Annotated in this window: 10 protein-coding genes; 4 read left to right on the top strand and 6 right to left on the bottom strand. The window is 74.1% G+C overall.

All coding sequences use genetic code 11. The annotated features are described in order from the left end of the window. Nucleotides 1-92: 92 nt before the first annotated feature. The 3 genes from GVV75_RS05250 to serS form a co-directional block, all read right to left on the bottom strand. Nucleotides 93-1487 carry an ABC transporter substrate-binding protein gene (locus tag GVV75_RS05250; RefSeq protein WP_159813801.1) on the bottom strand — a complete coding sequence of 465 codons (1395 nt, stop codon included), beginning with the start codon at nt 1485-1487 and terminating at the stop codon, nt 93-95. A gap of 134 nt (nt 1488-1621) precedes the next feature. Then, a complete protein-coding gene (locus GVV75_RS05245) occupies nt 1622-2812 on the bottom strand; it encodes an HAD family hydrolase (RefSeq protein WP_159813799.1) in 1191 nt (396 codons plus the stop codon). Further along, on the bottom strand, nt 2809-4086 hold the full coding sequence (gene serS, locus GVV75_RS05240; protein ID WP_159624389.1) for a serine--tRNA ligase: 1278 nt from the start codon (nt 4084-4086) through the stop codon (nt 2809-2811). Before serS ends, GVV75_RS05245 begins: the two co-directional genes overlap by 4 nt. 321 nt (nt 4087-4407) lie before the next feature. Between serS and GVV75_RS05235 the strand changes: the two genes are divergently transcribed. After that, entirely contained in the window at nt 4408-5355 is a 948-nt protein-coding gene (locus GVV75_RS05235; protein WP_159813797.1) for a LysR substrate-binding domain-containing protein, read from the top strand. A 29-nt stretch (nt 5356-5384) separates the two neighbouring features. Further along, nucleotides 5385-6353 (top strand): diacylglycerol/lipid kinase family protein, encoded by a 969-nt coding sequence (locus GVV75_RS05230; protein ID WP_159813795.1) that lies wholly within the window; start codon nt 5385-5387, stop codon nt 6351-6353. Nucleotides 6354-6375: 22 nt separating this feature from the next. On the opposite strand, the gene pheA is transcribed toward GVV75_RS05230, so the two are convergent. Then, complete coding sequence (pheA, locus tag GVV75_RS05225; protein ID WP_159717970.1) at nt 6376-7311, bottom strand: prephenate dehydratase; 936 nt, start codon at nt 7309-7311, stop codon at nt 6376-6378. Between the two features lie 206 nt (nt 7312-7517). Here pheA and GVV75_RS05220 point away from each other — a divergent pair, with 206 nt between their 5' ends. Both GVV75_RS05220 and GVV75_RS05215 read left to right on the top strand, forming a co-directional pair. After that, a complete protein-coding gene (locus tag GVV75_RS05220) occupies nt 7518-10172 on the top strand; it encodes a hypothetical protein (protein WP_159813793.1) in 2655 nt (884 codons plus the stop codon). Nucleotides 10173-10337: 165 nt separating this feature from the next. Then, nucleotides 10338-12560, top strand: coding sequence for a hypothetical protein (locus GVV75_RS05215; protein WP_159813791.1), 2223 nt, complete (start codon nt 10338-10340; stop codon nt 12558-12560). Here the strand turns inward: GVV75_RS05215 and GVV75_RS05210 are convergent. Then, nucleotides 12511-13353, bottom strand: a complete 843-nt coding sequence (locus GVV75_RS05210; protein ID WP_159813789.1) for a glycosyltransferase — start codon at nt 13351-13353, stop codon at nt 12511-12513. The genes GVV75_RS05215 and GVV75_RS05210 overlap by 50 nt on opposite strands. A gap of 422 nt (nt 13354-13775) precedes the next feature. Beyond that, a complete protein-coding gene (locus GVV75_RS05205) occupies nt 13776-15314 on the bottom strand; it encodes a hypothetical protein (RefSeq protein ID WP_159813787.1) in 1539 nt (512 codons plus the stop codon). Nucleotides 15315-15377: the final 63 nt, after the last annotated feature.

Raw genomic sequence — 15377 nt, 5'->3', positions numbered from 1 at the left:
TGGGCGGGAGCGGACGCGGCGGAGCGCCGTCGCCGCCCATGCCTGATGCAGCGCAAGGCTACCAGCCGGCGGGGCGAACCCACCGGGCGGGCTCAACTGGTGGGCCAGGCCCTCTCCGCCTGGGCGAGGGCGCCCTCGGAGTCCAAGGAGCCCGCAACCCAGGAGGCCAGGGCCGTCCACATCGTGTGCGCGCCGACCTCGGGGGGCATGCCATCAGAGGCATCCATGCGGATGAGGGTCTGGCGCGACTGGAGCATCTCCGTGGCCCGCCGCCCCACTCGCGAGTTGATGGAGGAGGCGTCCACGCGCCGGTTGGCGGTGGCCACCCCGCCGAGCGCGGCCCTCGCCCGCGCCCACTCGGCGCTGGTCATGTACTCGGCCAGCGCCTGCGCACCCGGGCCGTCGGAGAAGGAGACGAGGTAGTCGCCGCCCACGAGGACGGGAGTCTCATCATCCGAGGCGCTGGGCACCAGGAAGGCGTCGAGGTCGGCGCCGCCGTCGGGCAGGACGGTCTCGAAGGAACTCGAGGCGTGGACCATGTAGCAGCGGCCCTCGGCCAGGGCGGCGCCGGCGGCCTCCAGGGTCATGGCCGAGGAGCCCGCCCGTCCGCCGAGCGCGTGCCCGTCGGCGAGCACGAGGGAGGCCACCGAGTCCAGGGCGCGCACGGCGGTGGGGTCGTTGAGCGGGACCCTGTGCGACTCCCAGGCGTCATAAGCGCCCGGCCCCTGGGTGGCCAGGATCGCGTCCTCCAGCCAGTCCGTGACCGTCCACCCACTCGTGGGGCCGTCGGCCACCGGCAGGCACCAGGGCGCCGGATTCTCGGCGCTGGCCCCGGGGCTGGCGCCAGGGGAGGCCTGCGCGGTGGCCGCCCCACCCGGACTGGCGCTCGCGCTCGCCGTCGGGCCTCCCGTGGCCCCCGTGGCCCCCTGGCCCGCGGCGCCCGCCGAGGCCATCCTCTTCGTGAGGGACTCCAGTTCGGCCCAGGTGGTGGGCACCTTGTAACCGGCCTTGGCGAAGGCCGACGGCGAGTACCAGATGAAGGACTTCACGGAGGCCATGAGGGGCGCGGCGTAGAGCGTGCCGTCGTAGGTCCCGGCCTCGCCCCAGGTGCGCTCCCATCCGAGCTCCACGTTCGCCCCGACCTGGTTGGACAGGGCCGCCAGCCGGCCATCGGACACCAGCTCGGAGATGATGCTCGCCTGGGGGACGATCGCGAGATCGCCGTGACGCCCGGCACGCAGGTCCTCCTCGAGCATGTCGGAGCCGGTGTGGACGACGCTGATGCCGGTGCAGGTGGTGAAGGCCTCCAGGGAGGCCTCCAGGCGCTGCGCCTCAACGCCCGTCAGCGGCGAGGTGAGCGTGAGCGAGGTGCCCCGCAGCGTGGGATCCACGTTGCAGCCAGGCGCGGAACTGGCCTGAGCGCCACTGATGCCCTTGGGCGCGCAGCCGACCAGGGCGGCGCCGGCCAGGGCAAGCGCCGCCCCCATGGCCCGACGCGAGGGGCGGGGAGGAACCGGGCCACCGCCGGGGCCTGCGGCGCAGGGGGCGCAGGGGGCTCCGCTCACGATGCCGGCGGCTCTGGCGCGCCGGGCGGGGCTGGGACGGCGAATGATGGGGCTCATCAAAGCTCTTCTCTCTCGGCGGCCCGCAGGGATCGAGTGCTCAGGAGATCGACGAGGGCGTCGAGGACCGCGGCGCATCCATCGTGCCAGACGGACTCGGTGATGATGTCGGCACTGGCCTTGACGGACTCGGGAGCCGAGCCCATGGCCACGCCGAGGCCCGCCCAGCGGAGCATCTCGATGTCATTGGTGCCGTCCCCCACGGCCACCACCTGGGAGGCGTCGGTACCCAGGCGGGCGGCCAGGCCCGCGAGCGCCGTCGCCTTCGAGACGCCCTCGGGGGCGACGTCGAGCCAGGAGGTCCAGCCGATCGAGTACTCCTCGACGGTCGAGGAGCCCGTGGAGCGCACGAGGGCGCTGAACTCCTCCAGGCCCATGGCCGGCGCGCGCAGCACCACGCGGTTGACCGGCCGGGAGATGATCTCCTCGTGGCTGACGACGCGCTGGTCCTCGATGAGCTCGCCGTCGGGGAAGAGCCGGGTGACGAGGAAGCCTTCATCGGGGACCTCGACGGCGAAGATGCCCTCCGGGATGGCCTGGCGCAATGTGGAGATGACGTGCGCGGGGTCGAAGGTCACCGAGTCGATGACCTCGTGCCCGCGCTCCAGGCCGGGGTCCAGGCGCAGCGTGAGGGCGCCGTTGGCGCAGACCATCCAGCCGTGGCGGACGCCGATGTGGTGGGCCACCGGCAGTGAGGCGAAGACGCTGCGCCCCGTGGACACGACGATCTGGGCGCCGGTGGCGGTCAGGCGGGACAGCGCGGCGTGGAGGCGGTCGGAGACGCGCCCGTCGCGGTCGAGGATGGTGCCATCGACGTCGAGGGCGACGATGAGCCCCGGCCCCAGGGCGGGGCGGAAGCCCGGCCCGGTCTGGGCGCCCGGGCCGCCCGGCCCGGCCGGGGCGGTGGGCCCGGCCTGGGCGCCCGGGCCAGCGGCGTCGAGGATCGGGGCGATGGCCTCGGCCCGGTTGGCCACGAGGAGGGCGTAGGCGTCATCGTCCAGGGGGCGGGCCCCGGGGGGGCCCGGGTAATGGGTGGCTCCCCCGAGGCTGAGGGCCGGGGCGGAGTCGGGGTCGAGGTCCGTCAGCGGCGCGCCCGAGGGGCGCACCTCATCGGCCGCCCCCCACCGCTCACCCGGGCCGGGCCCCCCTGCCGCCCCCTCCTCGGGGCGACGCGACCGGTCCAGGCTCATCGCTCGACGGGCTCGATGACCTCAAGGCCGCCCATGTAGGGGCGCAGGCCCTCAGGGACGACGACGGCGCCGTCGGCGCGCTGCTGGTTCTCCAGGATCGCCACCATCCAGCGGGTGGTGGCCAGGGTCCCGTTGAGCGTGGCCACCGGCGCGGTGCCGCCCTCGCGGCGCTCGCGGGTGCCAAGGCGCCGGGCCTGGAAGGTGGTGCAGTTCGAGGTGGAGGTGACCTCCATCCAGCGCTCCTGGGTGGGCAGCCAGGCCTCGCAGTCGAACTTTCGGGCGGCCGAACTGCCCAGGTCCCCGGCGGCGGTGTCGATGACCCGGTAGGGCAGGCCGACCAGGGCCAGCATCTCCTCCTCCATGGCCAGGAGGCGGGCGTGCTCGGCCTCGGCGTCCTCGGGGCGGCAGTAGGAGAACATCTCGGCCTTGTTGAACTGGTGGACGCGGATGATGCCACGGGTGTCCTTGCCGGCGGCGCCGGCCTCGCGCCGGTAGCAGGTGGACCAGCCGAGGTAGCGCTTGGGGCCGGCGGCCAGGTCGAGGATCTCATCGGTGTGGTAGCCGGCCAGGGCCACCTCGGAGGTGCCGGTGAGGTAGAGGTCGTCCGCCGGGAGGTAGTAGATCTCGTCGCTGTGGGCGCCGAGGAACCCGGTGCCGCCCATGATGGCGGGGGACACGAGGGTCGGCGTCGTCATGGGGGTGAAGCCGTGGCGGCCGGCCAGGTCCAGGGCGGCGGTCATCAGCGCGAGCTCCAGGCGCATGCCGGCGCCCTTGAGGTAGTAGAAGCGGGCGCCGGAGACCTTCGCGCCGCGGCGCGTGTCGATGATGTCCAGGCCCTCGCCCAGGGCGAGGTGGTCGGCGGGGGTGAAGCCCTCGGCGGCGAAGTCGCGCGGCTCGCCGCCCTCGTGCCGCAGGACGACGTAGTCCTCCTCGCCTCCGGTGGGGGCGCCGGCGATGAGGTTGGGGAACTGGCGGGCGAGATCGTCGAGCTCGGCGGCGGCGCCATTGGCGGCCGCCTCGGCGGCCTTGACCCGCTCGGCGAGCTCCTTGGCACTGGCCAGAGCGGCATCGCGCTCGGCCCCCGGGGCGGCCTTGCCGATCGACTTGGACACGCTCTTCTGCTCGGCCCGCAGGGCCTCGAAGGCGCCCAGGAGGGAGCGGCGGGACTCGTCAGCGGCGATGATGCGGTCGACAAGGCCGACGTCGGCGCCGCGGGCGCGCTGGCTGGCGCGGTACGGCTCTGGGTTCTCACGGAGCTCGCGCAGATCGATCATAAGGCCGAGTGTAGCCAGCGGCCGGGCCGGGGCGCGCCGTCGATCCCGCGCGCGGCAGAGGGCCGGCGGCGGTATCAGTCACCTACTGAATGACCACTGAGTGAGCGGACACTCCGGAGCTCCTTAGAAAACTTCTGCATTCATTGGATAAGCGCCTATAGTGAGGTCAATAGCGGCTCCACCTGCGAGCTCACCTGACCAATGCGGCTTCCCTGGGCCGCCCGACCCCTCACGCGGCCCGTACCTGCGCGGACGAGCGTGTCCCGCATCCCTCCAGCCTCCCAACCCGATACATGCCCCATCCTCACCCCAGGAATCGCTATGCCCTCCTCCTCACTGCCATCCTTCTCGCAGTTGCGCGCCTTCGTCGCGCTGTGCGACCACCAGCACTTCGGTGAGGCCGCTGCCGCCCTCGGCGTCTCCCAGCCCAGCCTCTCGCAGGCGATCACCGCCCTGGAGAAGCGCGTGGGCGGGGAGCTCGTGGAGCGCACCACGCGACGCGTGCTCGTCACCCCCCTCGGTGAGACCCTGCTGTCCTACGCCCGTGAGGCGGTCCTCGCGGCGGAGGCCTTCTCCGACGCCGTCACGAATCAGGGAGCGGCCCTGACCGGGGCGCTGCGGCTGGGGATCATCCCGACCCTCGCCCCCTATGTCGCGCCCGTCCTGCTCGACGGCCTGCGCGAGAGCCACCCGCAGCTCCAGCCCGGGATGCGCGAGATGGTCACCGGGGACATCCTGGACATGCTGGGCCAGGGCCGCCTCGACGCCGCCATCATCGCCGTCGAGTCCGAGATCCCCCGCATCACCGCGGTGCCGATGTTCGATGAGCCGCTCATCATCCTCACCGCCACCGACCATCCCTGGGCGGGCCGCGAGGACGTCGCCCCCGAGGATCTCGACGACGAGAACCTCCTGCTCCTCGACGAGGGCAACTGCCTGCGCGACCAGACCCTCGCCCTGTGCCAGCGCTACGGCAACCGCCCGCCGGTCGCGGTGGCGACCACGCTGTCGACGGTCATGCGGATGGTGGCGCACGGGGTGGGCATCACCGTCATCCCCGAGGGCGCGCTGAGCATGCTCTCCAGCGCGGACGCCCACGGCGTGGCCCGCTTCGCCGCTCCCACGCCGGTGCGCCGCATCGCCCTGGTCCACCGCGCCTCCTCCTCGCGAACCGAGGATTTCGCCCAGCTCGCCGAGATCTGCACCGATCTCATGCGGTCCACCGGGCTACCGGTCCTGGAGCCGACGGCGAGCGCCGAGACCGCCTGAGTCGGCCGCGCCGAGCTGAGCACGGCCGTATGGGCGGGCTGGCCTGCGTCATCATCAACCCCTCCAAGCGGGGGGCGACGCCGCGCCTGCGGGCCGCCCTCGCCGCTGAGCTGCGCGCCGCGGGGTGGGCGCGCGTCGACTGGGCGGCCACGACCCCCGATCAGCACGGGGCGCGCCAGGCCGCCAGGGCCGTGGAGGCCGGCGCGGAACTCGTCATCGCCGCCGGCGGGGATGGGACCGCGCGCGCCGTGGCCGACGGAGTCGCCCGGGCCAGTGGCCCTCGCGCAGGGGTGGAGTTCGGCATCGTCCCGCTCGGCACGGCGAACCTCGCGGCCCGGGGCCTCGGCATCCCGCTGCGCCGCTGGCCGGCGCTGCGCCTGGCGGCGGGCACGGCGGCGCACCGGGTGGCGCTGATCGACCTGCTGCGGGTGAGCACGGACGCGCTGGAGGCCGCCGGGGCGCCCCCGGAGCCCTGCCTGGTGGTCACCGGGATCGGGTTCGACGCCCGGCTCGTGGCCGCCACCCGCGCCGGACTCAAGCGCCACGCCGGCTGGGGGGCCTACGCGATCGCCGCCGTGCGGAGCCTGGGGTCGCCGCGCCTGCCGATGCGCATCGCCGTCGACGGCGGGGCCCGGGAGGAGGCGCGTGCCCGCTGCCTGCTCATCGCGAACTCAGGCCGGCTGCCCGCCGGGATCCGACTGCTGCCAGACGCCCGCATGGACGACGGCGCGCTCGACGTGGCCGCGCTCGACGTCAGGCGCGGCCTGGTCGGCTGGGCCTCGCTCGCCCGCCAGGTCCTGCCGCCCGCGCCCGCCCGCTACACACCGCCGGGGCGGGGACTGGCGGACGTGCGGTTGGCCCGCGGACGCGAGGCGGTGGTGGACCTGGGCGAGCCCGCCCCGCTGGAGATCGACGGCGAGGTCCTAGCCCCGGCCAGGTGGGCGCGCGTGCACGTCGAGCCCGGCGCCGTCGCCGTCCGGGTGCCGCGGACGGGGTGAGCGCGGGTGAGCCCGGGTCCGGCTACAGCGTGCGGCCAGCGAGAACGTCGGCCACCCAGGCGCGCGCCACGGTGAAGTCCTTGTCGCTCGTGCCGGCGCTGACCACCACGGGGCGGCCGTCGAGCCGGGGGTAGGAGCCGAGGAAGCGGACCATGGGACAGGTCCGGTGCAGGCCGATGAAGGCGGCCTGGACGCGCTCCTCGCGGATGTGCCCCTCGATGTCGATGCTGAAGCGGTAGCGGCCCAGGGAATCACCCACGGGGCGGGACTCGATGCGCGAGAGGTTGACCCCGCGGGCGCTGAACTGCTCAAGCATGTCGAGCAGGGCGCCGGCGCGGTCGTGCGGGAGTTGGACCATGAGCGTCGTCTTATCCGCGCCGGTCGGCTCGCAGACCCGCCCGGGCCGGGAGATCACGACGAAGCGGGTCACGGCGTCGGGATTGTCCGCCACGCCGCCGGCGATGACGTCCAGGCCGTACTGCTGGGCGGCCAGCGGGTTGCACAGGACCGCCTGGAAGCCGGCCTCGGCGCCCTCGGCCAGCGCCTTGGCGGGGGCGGAGGTGGAGGTGCCGGCCACGTAGACGGCGTCCGGGAGGTTGGCGTGGGCCCAGCCGCGGCACTGCGCCCAGGCGTGGGGGTGGGTGGAGACGGCCCGCACGTCCTCCAGGCGGGTGCCGGCGCGACCGGCAAGCACGAAGGTGATGGGGATGGCCACCTCGGCGGTGATGACCAGCGGGGAAGAGGCGATGAGGTTGTCGATCGTGGCGTTGACCCCGCCCTCGACCGAGTTCTCGATGGGGACGACGGCGGAGGCGGCCTCGCGCTCGCGCACCCGGTCCAGGGCGGTGGGCACATCGGGGCAGGGCTCGACGTCGACGGCCGCGGGCGCGACGGCACGCAGGGCCATCTCGCTGAAAGTGCCGGCGGGACCGAGGAAGGACCAGACAGGAGCGCTCATGGGCCCGAGGGTATCCGCGCCCGTCGCGACGCGTCGCCGCCGTCCGCGCGACCGGTCTCGCTCCTATTTTCGACCGGTTTCGCTCCTGTTTTCGACCGGTCTCGCGGAGAAGGCGGGCGCATCCCCATAATGCGGACTCATCGCACGTCAGGGGTTGACTCATGCGATGATGCGATCTACCTCACCCTCGACCTCAAAGGCGCCTCATGAGTGATGAATCCACGGTCTCAGCTGATCAGCCGGCCTTTCAGGCGCCGCCGAGCGTCGTGTCCCAGGCGCTATCGCCGCTGGGGCGCGCGCCCGCGCAGATCTCCTTCCTGCTGACCCTCGCGGCGGTGCTCGGCACGGCGCTCATCTCCGCGATCCTCATCCTCGTGGCCATCGCGCCCTCCGTGGACAAGGCGCCGTCGGGAATCTCGCCGCTCCTCGTCGCCATGGGCTACAGCCTGGGCGGGCACCTGACCGGCGGCATCGACGAGGGCTCGGTTGGATCGGTGTCCATCGGGGCGTCCATGCTCCCCCTGGGCACGCTCGCGGCGGTGGCGACGGCGGTCCACCTCCTCGCGCGCCGCCGCGCGCGCCAGGACGAGTCCTGGGCGCCGTTCGGCGCCGTCGCCCTGCGCGCGGCCCTGGAAGCACTGGCCATCGCCGTCGTCGCCTGCCTCCTGACCGGCATCGTCTCCGTGTCCGGCGACGGGATGAGCCCCGACCTCGACAAGGGCGAGATCCACGCCTCGCCGGGATGGATCCTCCTCAGCGTCTGGGTCCTCGTCTTCGGCGCGCTGACAGCCGCACGCGCTGGTAGCGCCTTGCTGGCGCGCGCCCCCGGGGCTATCCAGCGGGTGGTCCACGAGCTCGGCGGGCTCGCCTGGGGCGTCGGCGTCATCCTCGGCCCCGTCGTCGTGCTGGGCGCCATCGTCGGCGCCGCGCTCAACGACGCCGCCCACGCGATCCCCGTCATCCCCGTCTACCTCGGCAACCTGCTCATCTACGCGCTCAGCCTGGGCACGCTCGGCGGAGCGTCACTCTCCGCGAGCCAGCGCGACGCCTTCGGCGTCTTCGCCGACATCCCGGTCGACGCCGGGACGACGACGAGCCTGGCCTGGGATGCGCTGGGCGGCTGGTCGGCCCTCCTGTTCCTGGCGATCCTGGTGCTCCTGGTGGTGGCCGCGGCGCGCATCGGCACGCGTCGCCAGCGCCTGGCCGCGCCCTCCTTCGAGCGCGTCTGGCAGATGCCGGCCGTGGGCCTCGTCCTGGCCATCGTGGCTCTCCACCTGCTGATTCCCCTGAGGGTTCATATCGGCGTCTCCGTCGCGCGCTTGGGCTCCCACAGCGCGGGCCTCTCCCTCGTCCCGTCGTGGTGGTCCTCCCTCACACTCGCGCTCATCCTGCTGGTGATCTCCGTGCTCGCCGAGTACGTCCCCGGCCTGCTCCACGCCAATGCGGCCTCGCTGCTGCGCCTCATCGGTGGTGGCGCCGCCGTCGACCGCTGGGTCGCGGGCCTGCCGGCCACCGGAGCGCTCCCGATGGTGTCCGGCCAGTTCGCGGCAGGGCCGGTGACCTCGACCGGCCCGATCGCCTCCGCTGGTCCCGTCGCCCAAGCCAGTCCCATCGCCGCGGCGGCGCCCCCGCCGCCGGGGGCGCCCGCGGCCAGTCCCGGCACCGGCGCCTTCCCGCTCGGCACGCCCGGCACCGGCGCCTTCCCGCTGGGTGCGCCCGGCACCGGCGCCTTCCCGCTGGGCGCCCCGGACACGGGATCATTCCCCGCTGGCGCGGCCCTCGCCGTGGCCGGCACGGTCCCCGCGCCGGCCATCCCGGCCCCCATGAGCCCCCGGGCACGCCGTCGCCTCAAGTTGGCCACGGGCGCCGTCGTCGCCTGCCTCGCGCTCCTCATGGGCTTCTTCATCGCCGTCGAGATGCTCAACTCCCAGCGCACGCCTGAGAAGGAGGTCGAGAAGTACCTCGATCTCGTGGCCGCCGGGAAGGCCTCCGAGGCCACGGCCATGGTGGACCCAGGAGTGTCGAATGATCAGCGCGCACTCCTGACGGACTCGGCCATGTCCGCGGCGACGTCGCGGATCACGGTGGTCGACGTCGAGGAGAAGGAGAAAGGGAAGGGAGACGATGAGAAGCGGGTCGAGGCCACACTGTCCGTCAATGGCGAGAAGTTCACCCGGATCTTCACCGTGTCCTCCAAGGACAAGTCCTTCGGCCTGCTCAACAACTGGAAGGTGAAGACCTCGCTGGCCATGCCCGTCCAACTGTCCTCCAAGTCATTGGGGGGCCTCAGCGTGGGCGGCACCGAGGTCGCTCTGGAGAACCCGAGCAAGAGTTCCAAGGGGCCGAAGCCCCCGGAGCGCGCCGGCGGGACCGCCGTCCAGTACATGTACCCCGGCATCTACCCCATCGCCAGCGCGTCGGCGACCTCCGCTTATATCACCACTGATAAATCCTCGGTCACGGTCCTGCCCGGCGACAGCGCGGCCTCGGGGACCGTTCTCGCCGTCGAGGGCGAGCCGACCGAGGAGCTCAAGCGGTACGTCCTGGCCAAGATCAACGAGAAGGCCACGAGCTGCGTGACGCCGCCGACCAATACCGACAGCTCCTGCCCCATCGAGCTGCGGAGCACGGACCTGGCGTCACTCTCGGTGACGACTCCGGCGAGCACGGTGACCATGGACGACGCCTCCACCTTCAAGAGCGGCACGATCGTCTTCACCTACCGGAGGATCCCCTCCACGTGGGACAAGAACCCGAAGGACCAGACGGTGAGATACACCTTCTCCGGGACGGTCGATCTGTCGGGCAGCGGTGACCCGGAGGTGACCGTCACCAGGGCGGCCCACGCCCTCGCCTTCTGACCCCGCCCCTTTCGCCGGGGCCGGGCGATCAGCGCGCGGCCCCGCACTGCTGCCGTCCCCCCTCCGAACCGGTCTCGCTCCTCATTTCGACCGGTCTCGCTCTTGATAACGACCGGTCTCGATGCTGGTTTCGACCGGTCTCGCGGGGGGCCGTAGGCTTCTCGGGTGAGCAGGCGACGGCGGAACCCCCAGCAGCGCTTCGCGCGCGCAGTGGTCTACGGCATCATCCTGCTCACCGTCCTCGGGATGATCCTCGCGATGATCAGCGCGTCCTCCGCGGCCTCCACCCAGGACACGGCGGGGCGCGCGCCCGTCATCGTGCTGGGCACCCGCGATCTGACCTGGGGGGGCCTTCGCGAGATCGCGGGCTCCTCCTCTTCCGCCGCCGGCGACGCCGGCTCCCTCCTCGACGCCGCGAGCAGCGGCGAGCCCGTCAACGTCGTCGTGCGCTCGGCGAACCCGGCCACCTGCCCGGCCGACGGCTGGCTGACCCTCGGCGCCGGGTCCCGCGCCCGCGCCCTGCCCCCCGGCGCCGCGTCCACCCCGGGCGCCCCGGCCTGCCTGGACGCCCCCGACGCGGCATCCGCCCTGGCCGCCTCCAGAGGCTCCGGCTACGAGGCCCGCCCCGGGGCGCTGGCCGCCGCCCTGGCCAAGGCCGGCGCGCCCGCCACCGCCATCGGGGATGCCGCCTCCCTCGCGCTGGCCACCGAGGGCGGGGCCGCCACGACCAGCGACAGCCTCAAGGAGCTCCTGGCCTCCGGCCCCAGCGGGCTAACCCTCGTCGACACCGCCGCCGGGGCCACCACCGCCGAACAGCGGGTGACGGCCCTGGCGCGGGCCCGCGAGGCGGTCCTGGCCGCGATGCCGCGGGCGAGGATCGTCATCGTCTCCGTGGCCGACGCCGAGAGCCCCGGCCCGCAGATCGGCATCCTGCCCGCAGGCACCACCTCCCCGCGGGGCCGCGACGGCGGCCTGCTCGTCGGCGACTCCACCCACCAGGCGGGACTCATCCAGCTCACCGACCTGGCCCCCACGATCCTCGCCGCACTCACCGGGAGCCCCCACCCGGGCGGCGCCTCCGCGCGGATGACCGGCAGCGCCCTCGCCCTGCCCGATTCCCCTCCCCCGGCCGCGAGCGCGGAGCCGGGCGCTACCGATCCCGCGGGGTCCCGCGCCGTGGAGGAACTCGCCGACGGCGCCCTGCGCGCCCGCGCCTCCCACCTGGCCACGATCCCGTCGATCCTGCTCCTCGTCGCCGCCTCCGGGGCGCTCGCGCTCACGGCCGCCCTCGCCCTGCGGGGCGCGCCTCGACCGCGCGCGCTCATCGCTCTGCGCGGGGCCGCGCTGGCGGCCTCATGCCTGCCGCTCGCCGCGCTCCTGTCCGGGGCCATTCCCTGGTGGCGCGCCGGGGCGTCGGCGGGCGAGCCCTCGTGGGCCGCCGCGGCCGCCGCCCTCGCCGCGATCCTGTTCATCGGCGGCGCCCTGGCCGGGCTCGTCGTCCTCGCTGCCCGGGCCGTGGGGCGCCCTCGCGGAGGGGTGGCGCTCGTCGCGGGGCTCACGTCCCTGGCCTGGCTGCTCGACGCCGCCCTCGGGGCGCCGCTGGCCTTCAACGGGGTCCTGGGCATGGACGCCGTCGTCGCGGGCCGCTTCTACGGCATGTCGAACACGGGGTTCGCGATCGCCGCCGCCGCGCTCATCATCGCGATCGCCGCGCTCCGAGCCCTCTCGCCTCCCGGCCGCGGCTGGGCCCTGGGCTTGGTGGCGCTCATGGGCGGTGGGGCCCTCGCGCTTGACGGCGCACCCTGGCTTGGCGCCGACCTCGGAGGAGCGCTCACGCTCGCGCCCGTGCTCGTGGTGCTGGCCGTCGCCCTCGCCGCCCCAGAGTTGGGCCGACGCGGCCGACTGCGCGCCGGCCTGGGCGCCGTCGCGGGAATGCTGGTGGTCGGGACGGTCCTGGCGGGCCTCGACCTCGCGCGCCCGGCTGATCGGCGCACCCACCTGGGGCGCTTCGCGGCGGGCCTCGCCGACGGCTCGGCCTGGGACACACTGGGGCGCAAGGCCGGGGCGCTCATCGCCCCTTTCCTCAGCAGCGCGCTCGCCCTGACGGCGCTGATGGCCGGGCTGGTCACCGTCGTCGGCGCGGCCTGGTGGGGGGCCCGGGAGCACCGGGCGTGGCGCGAGGGGCGGTCCGCCTACCGGTGGCTCGCCACGGGTCGCGCCGCTCCGCGCTGGGTCGGATCAGCCCTGGTGGGGCTGGGAGTGCTCGTCGTCGTCGAAACGCTGCTCAACGACTCGGGGCCGTCCATGGCCGTGATCTCAGCCGCGACGGCGGCGCCCCTCATCCTTCGGGCGCTGCTGGCGGCGCGCCCGGGGCAGCGGCCTGCTTGACAGCCCGGAACGCCATGAAGGGCGCCTGCGCGCGGATCGCGCCCTCATCCCGCGCATGAATCGGCACGCGCTGGCCGCGGAGCTTGCGCCGGGCGATGGCGTGCATGACGGCGCGGTACTGGGCGGCGCGGTGCAGCTTGCCAGCCATGTCGTTGCCGGAGGCGCGGTGCTGGATGTCGCAGGGAACCTCGATGACCGTCAGGCCCGCGACGAGCACGTCGATGGTCATGCCGACCTCCACGCCCCAGCCCTCGGCGAAGGGCTGGGCGGCGTCGTAGGCGGCCCGGGTCAGGCAGCGCTGGCCGGACAGGGGCGCGATCGGCGCCCAGCCGGTGGTGGCGGCGATGGCGCGACGAGCGGCGCGCACGACGCGGCCCCGCCCGCCGGCACCCGCCTGCTTGGGCAGGACGGCGATGGACATGTCCGCGGCGCCGTCAAGCACCGGCGGGACCAGATCGGCGCAGGCGGCGGCGGAGTCCCCGAGGTCGCCGTCGAGGAAGAGCAGGAGGCGGGTGGGGCCGTCCTCGTAGTCGCGCATGGCGACGACCCCCGCGCCGGTCTCCATGGCGGAGGCCTTGCCCCGGCTCACCGAGTGGCGGACGGTGACGGCGCCGGCGCACCGCGCCGCGCTCTGAGTGGAGTCGCTGGATCCATCATCGACGACGACGACGAGGTCGACTCGCGGGATGGCGCGGCAGGCGCGAACCGTGGCCGCAATGCGGTCGGCCTCGTCCTTGGCGGGGATGACCACGGCGACTCGTTGATCGGCCCGTGGCGCTGAGGACGGACTCACAGGCTAAGCCTAGTCATGATCGGGGCTCCCGTGTGGGATCGGATGACCACCTCCTCGGGTCTCAGCTCGGCAACGGGGGCGGCCGTGTTGCTGAAAGCTTGCGGATTGAACGCATTTGCCCAGGTGGCTTCTAAGGACGGTGGAAACCGTCGCCGGAGCGTGGAAGCCTGGGCGCCGGGACCCGTCAACGGCGACGGGCCCCCGTCTTTCCCCTCGCCACCCCTCTCAACGGGCCGCATGGGCGCCCGCCCAGCAGCGCCGTCGGGACTGAACCCGGTCGCGCCCCTAGCCGCTGAGGCCCCGGGCAGTCACCGCCCGGGGCCTCAGCATGGGGTGGGGCGATCGCGAGACGGGACGGCGGGGCCCCGGGTCAATGCCTCGGGGCCCCGCCGTTCGCGGGCGTGGCGACGGGGGCGCGCCGCTCAGGAGGCGGAGCGCCTGCCCGCCATGAACCACCAGGCCGCTCCTCCCACGCCGACCAGGGCGGCCGGGGTGAGGATCCAGGGGAGCATGTCCAATCCGTCACTGCCCCTCTCGCTCGCCGCCGCCTGGGTGGCGGGGGCCGCCTGCTGGGAGCCGGGGTCCGACGACGGCTTGCCACTGGGGTTGGTCGTCGAGGTCGACCGCGGCGTCCGGGTCGGGCTCGGGCCGGTGGCGCCCTGCGGGACGGGGTTGGGGGCCTCACTTGAGGCCAGCGGGCTGGGCGCGCTGCCCAGAGAGGGGTTGGTGGCGTCGCGCAGGACCTGGCCGACGGCGCTGGCCGAGCTGTCGCGACCGGCTGGGACCGGGTTGGGCGACGCGGGGCCGACGACGCTGCCGGGGTTCGTGGTTCCCGGCAGTGCGGGCAGGGGGAGCGATTCCCGGGGCGCGGCGCCAGGGTCGGCCTGGGGGGCGGGCTCCTGCGGAGCCGGGGCGGCGGGCGCTGCGATCTCCGGGGCGGAGGGGGCCTCTGGAGCCCGCGGGGCGGGGGGAGCCTCTGGGGCCTCCGGGGCGGGAGCCCCCGGAGCGCCTGGCGCGGGGCTCCTGGGTGCGCCGTCGCCATCATGGCCGCCGCCACCGTCATGGCCACCACCACCGCCGTGGCCGCCATCCTGATCACCGCCGGGGTCCTTCGGCGAGGGGGCCGGCTCCTGAGGCCGAGGCGCCGGGGCCTCGGGAGCGCCCGGGGCCGACGCGGGGGAGGTCGCCGTGAGCGTGCGGAGGATGCCATCGGCGCCGATATAGGTCGCGGAGGCCTTGTCCTTGAAGTCGGGGCCCGGGGTGAAGACGACCTTCCCGTCCTCATCGATGGACCAGGTGCCGACTCCCTCTTCGTGCTGGGGGCTGAGATCGCCTCCCGCCGGGACGGTGAACTCCGCCCGGCCTTTGACGATCTCCCTGGTCTCGGCGTTCGGGTCGGTCTTAGGGGCCCCGTCCTCACCGGGGCGGGCCCCAGGGGCGGGGCTCGGCTCCGCTTCGCCCTCATCATCCTTGTCCCGAGGAGCGTGAGGGCGAAGGGCATTGCGATCGCGCCGGGGGGCGCTGCGCTCCCCGGGGTCGTCCTCGTCAGCAGCCCGCGGGAGACCGTCCTGGTCCTCGGGGTCGCCCGCCTCGCCGCGCCGCTCCCGTTCCGTGTCCGCGGGCTCATCGTCCTGGAGATCCCCGTGTTCCCGCGGATCGGCCGCGTCCCGGACCTCGGCGTCCCGGACCTCGGCGCCAGCGGCCTGATCCGCCTGGTCACCCCGATCCTGAAGGTCGGCTCGGGGCTGGTCCCGCCTCTCGCCGTCCTGAGGGCGGGCCTGGTCGGCGACCCGGTCCTCCTGCCGGGCCTCGGCCCGCGCGCCCACCCGGTCAGCGGCGTCGACGGGGGCGCCAACGCCCGGCTCGGGGGTCTTATCGGCAGTGGCCGAGGGACTGATGACCGCGATGGAGGCGGCGATGGCGAGAGCGAGAGCGCCGTTCCCGGCGATGGGGTGCTTCACAGGATCTCCCAGAGTGGAGTGTCACGGGCTGATAACGAGGCTAGCAGGCTCCCCGCATCGGCG

This window comes from Actinomyces sp. zg328 (genome assembly GCF_009829635.1).
Taxonomy (GTDB): Bacteria; Actinomycetota; Actinomycetes; order Actinomycetales; family Actinomycetaceae; genus Actinomyces; species Actinomyces marmotae.
This window is presented reverse-complemented; position numbering and strand designations above follow the sequence as displayed.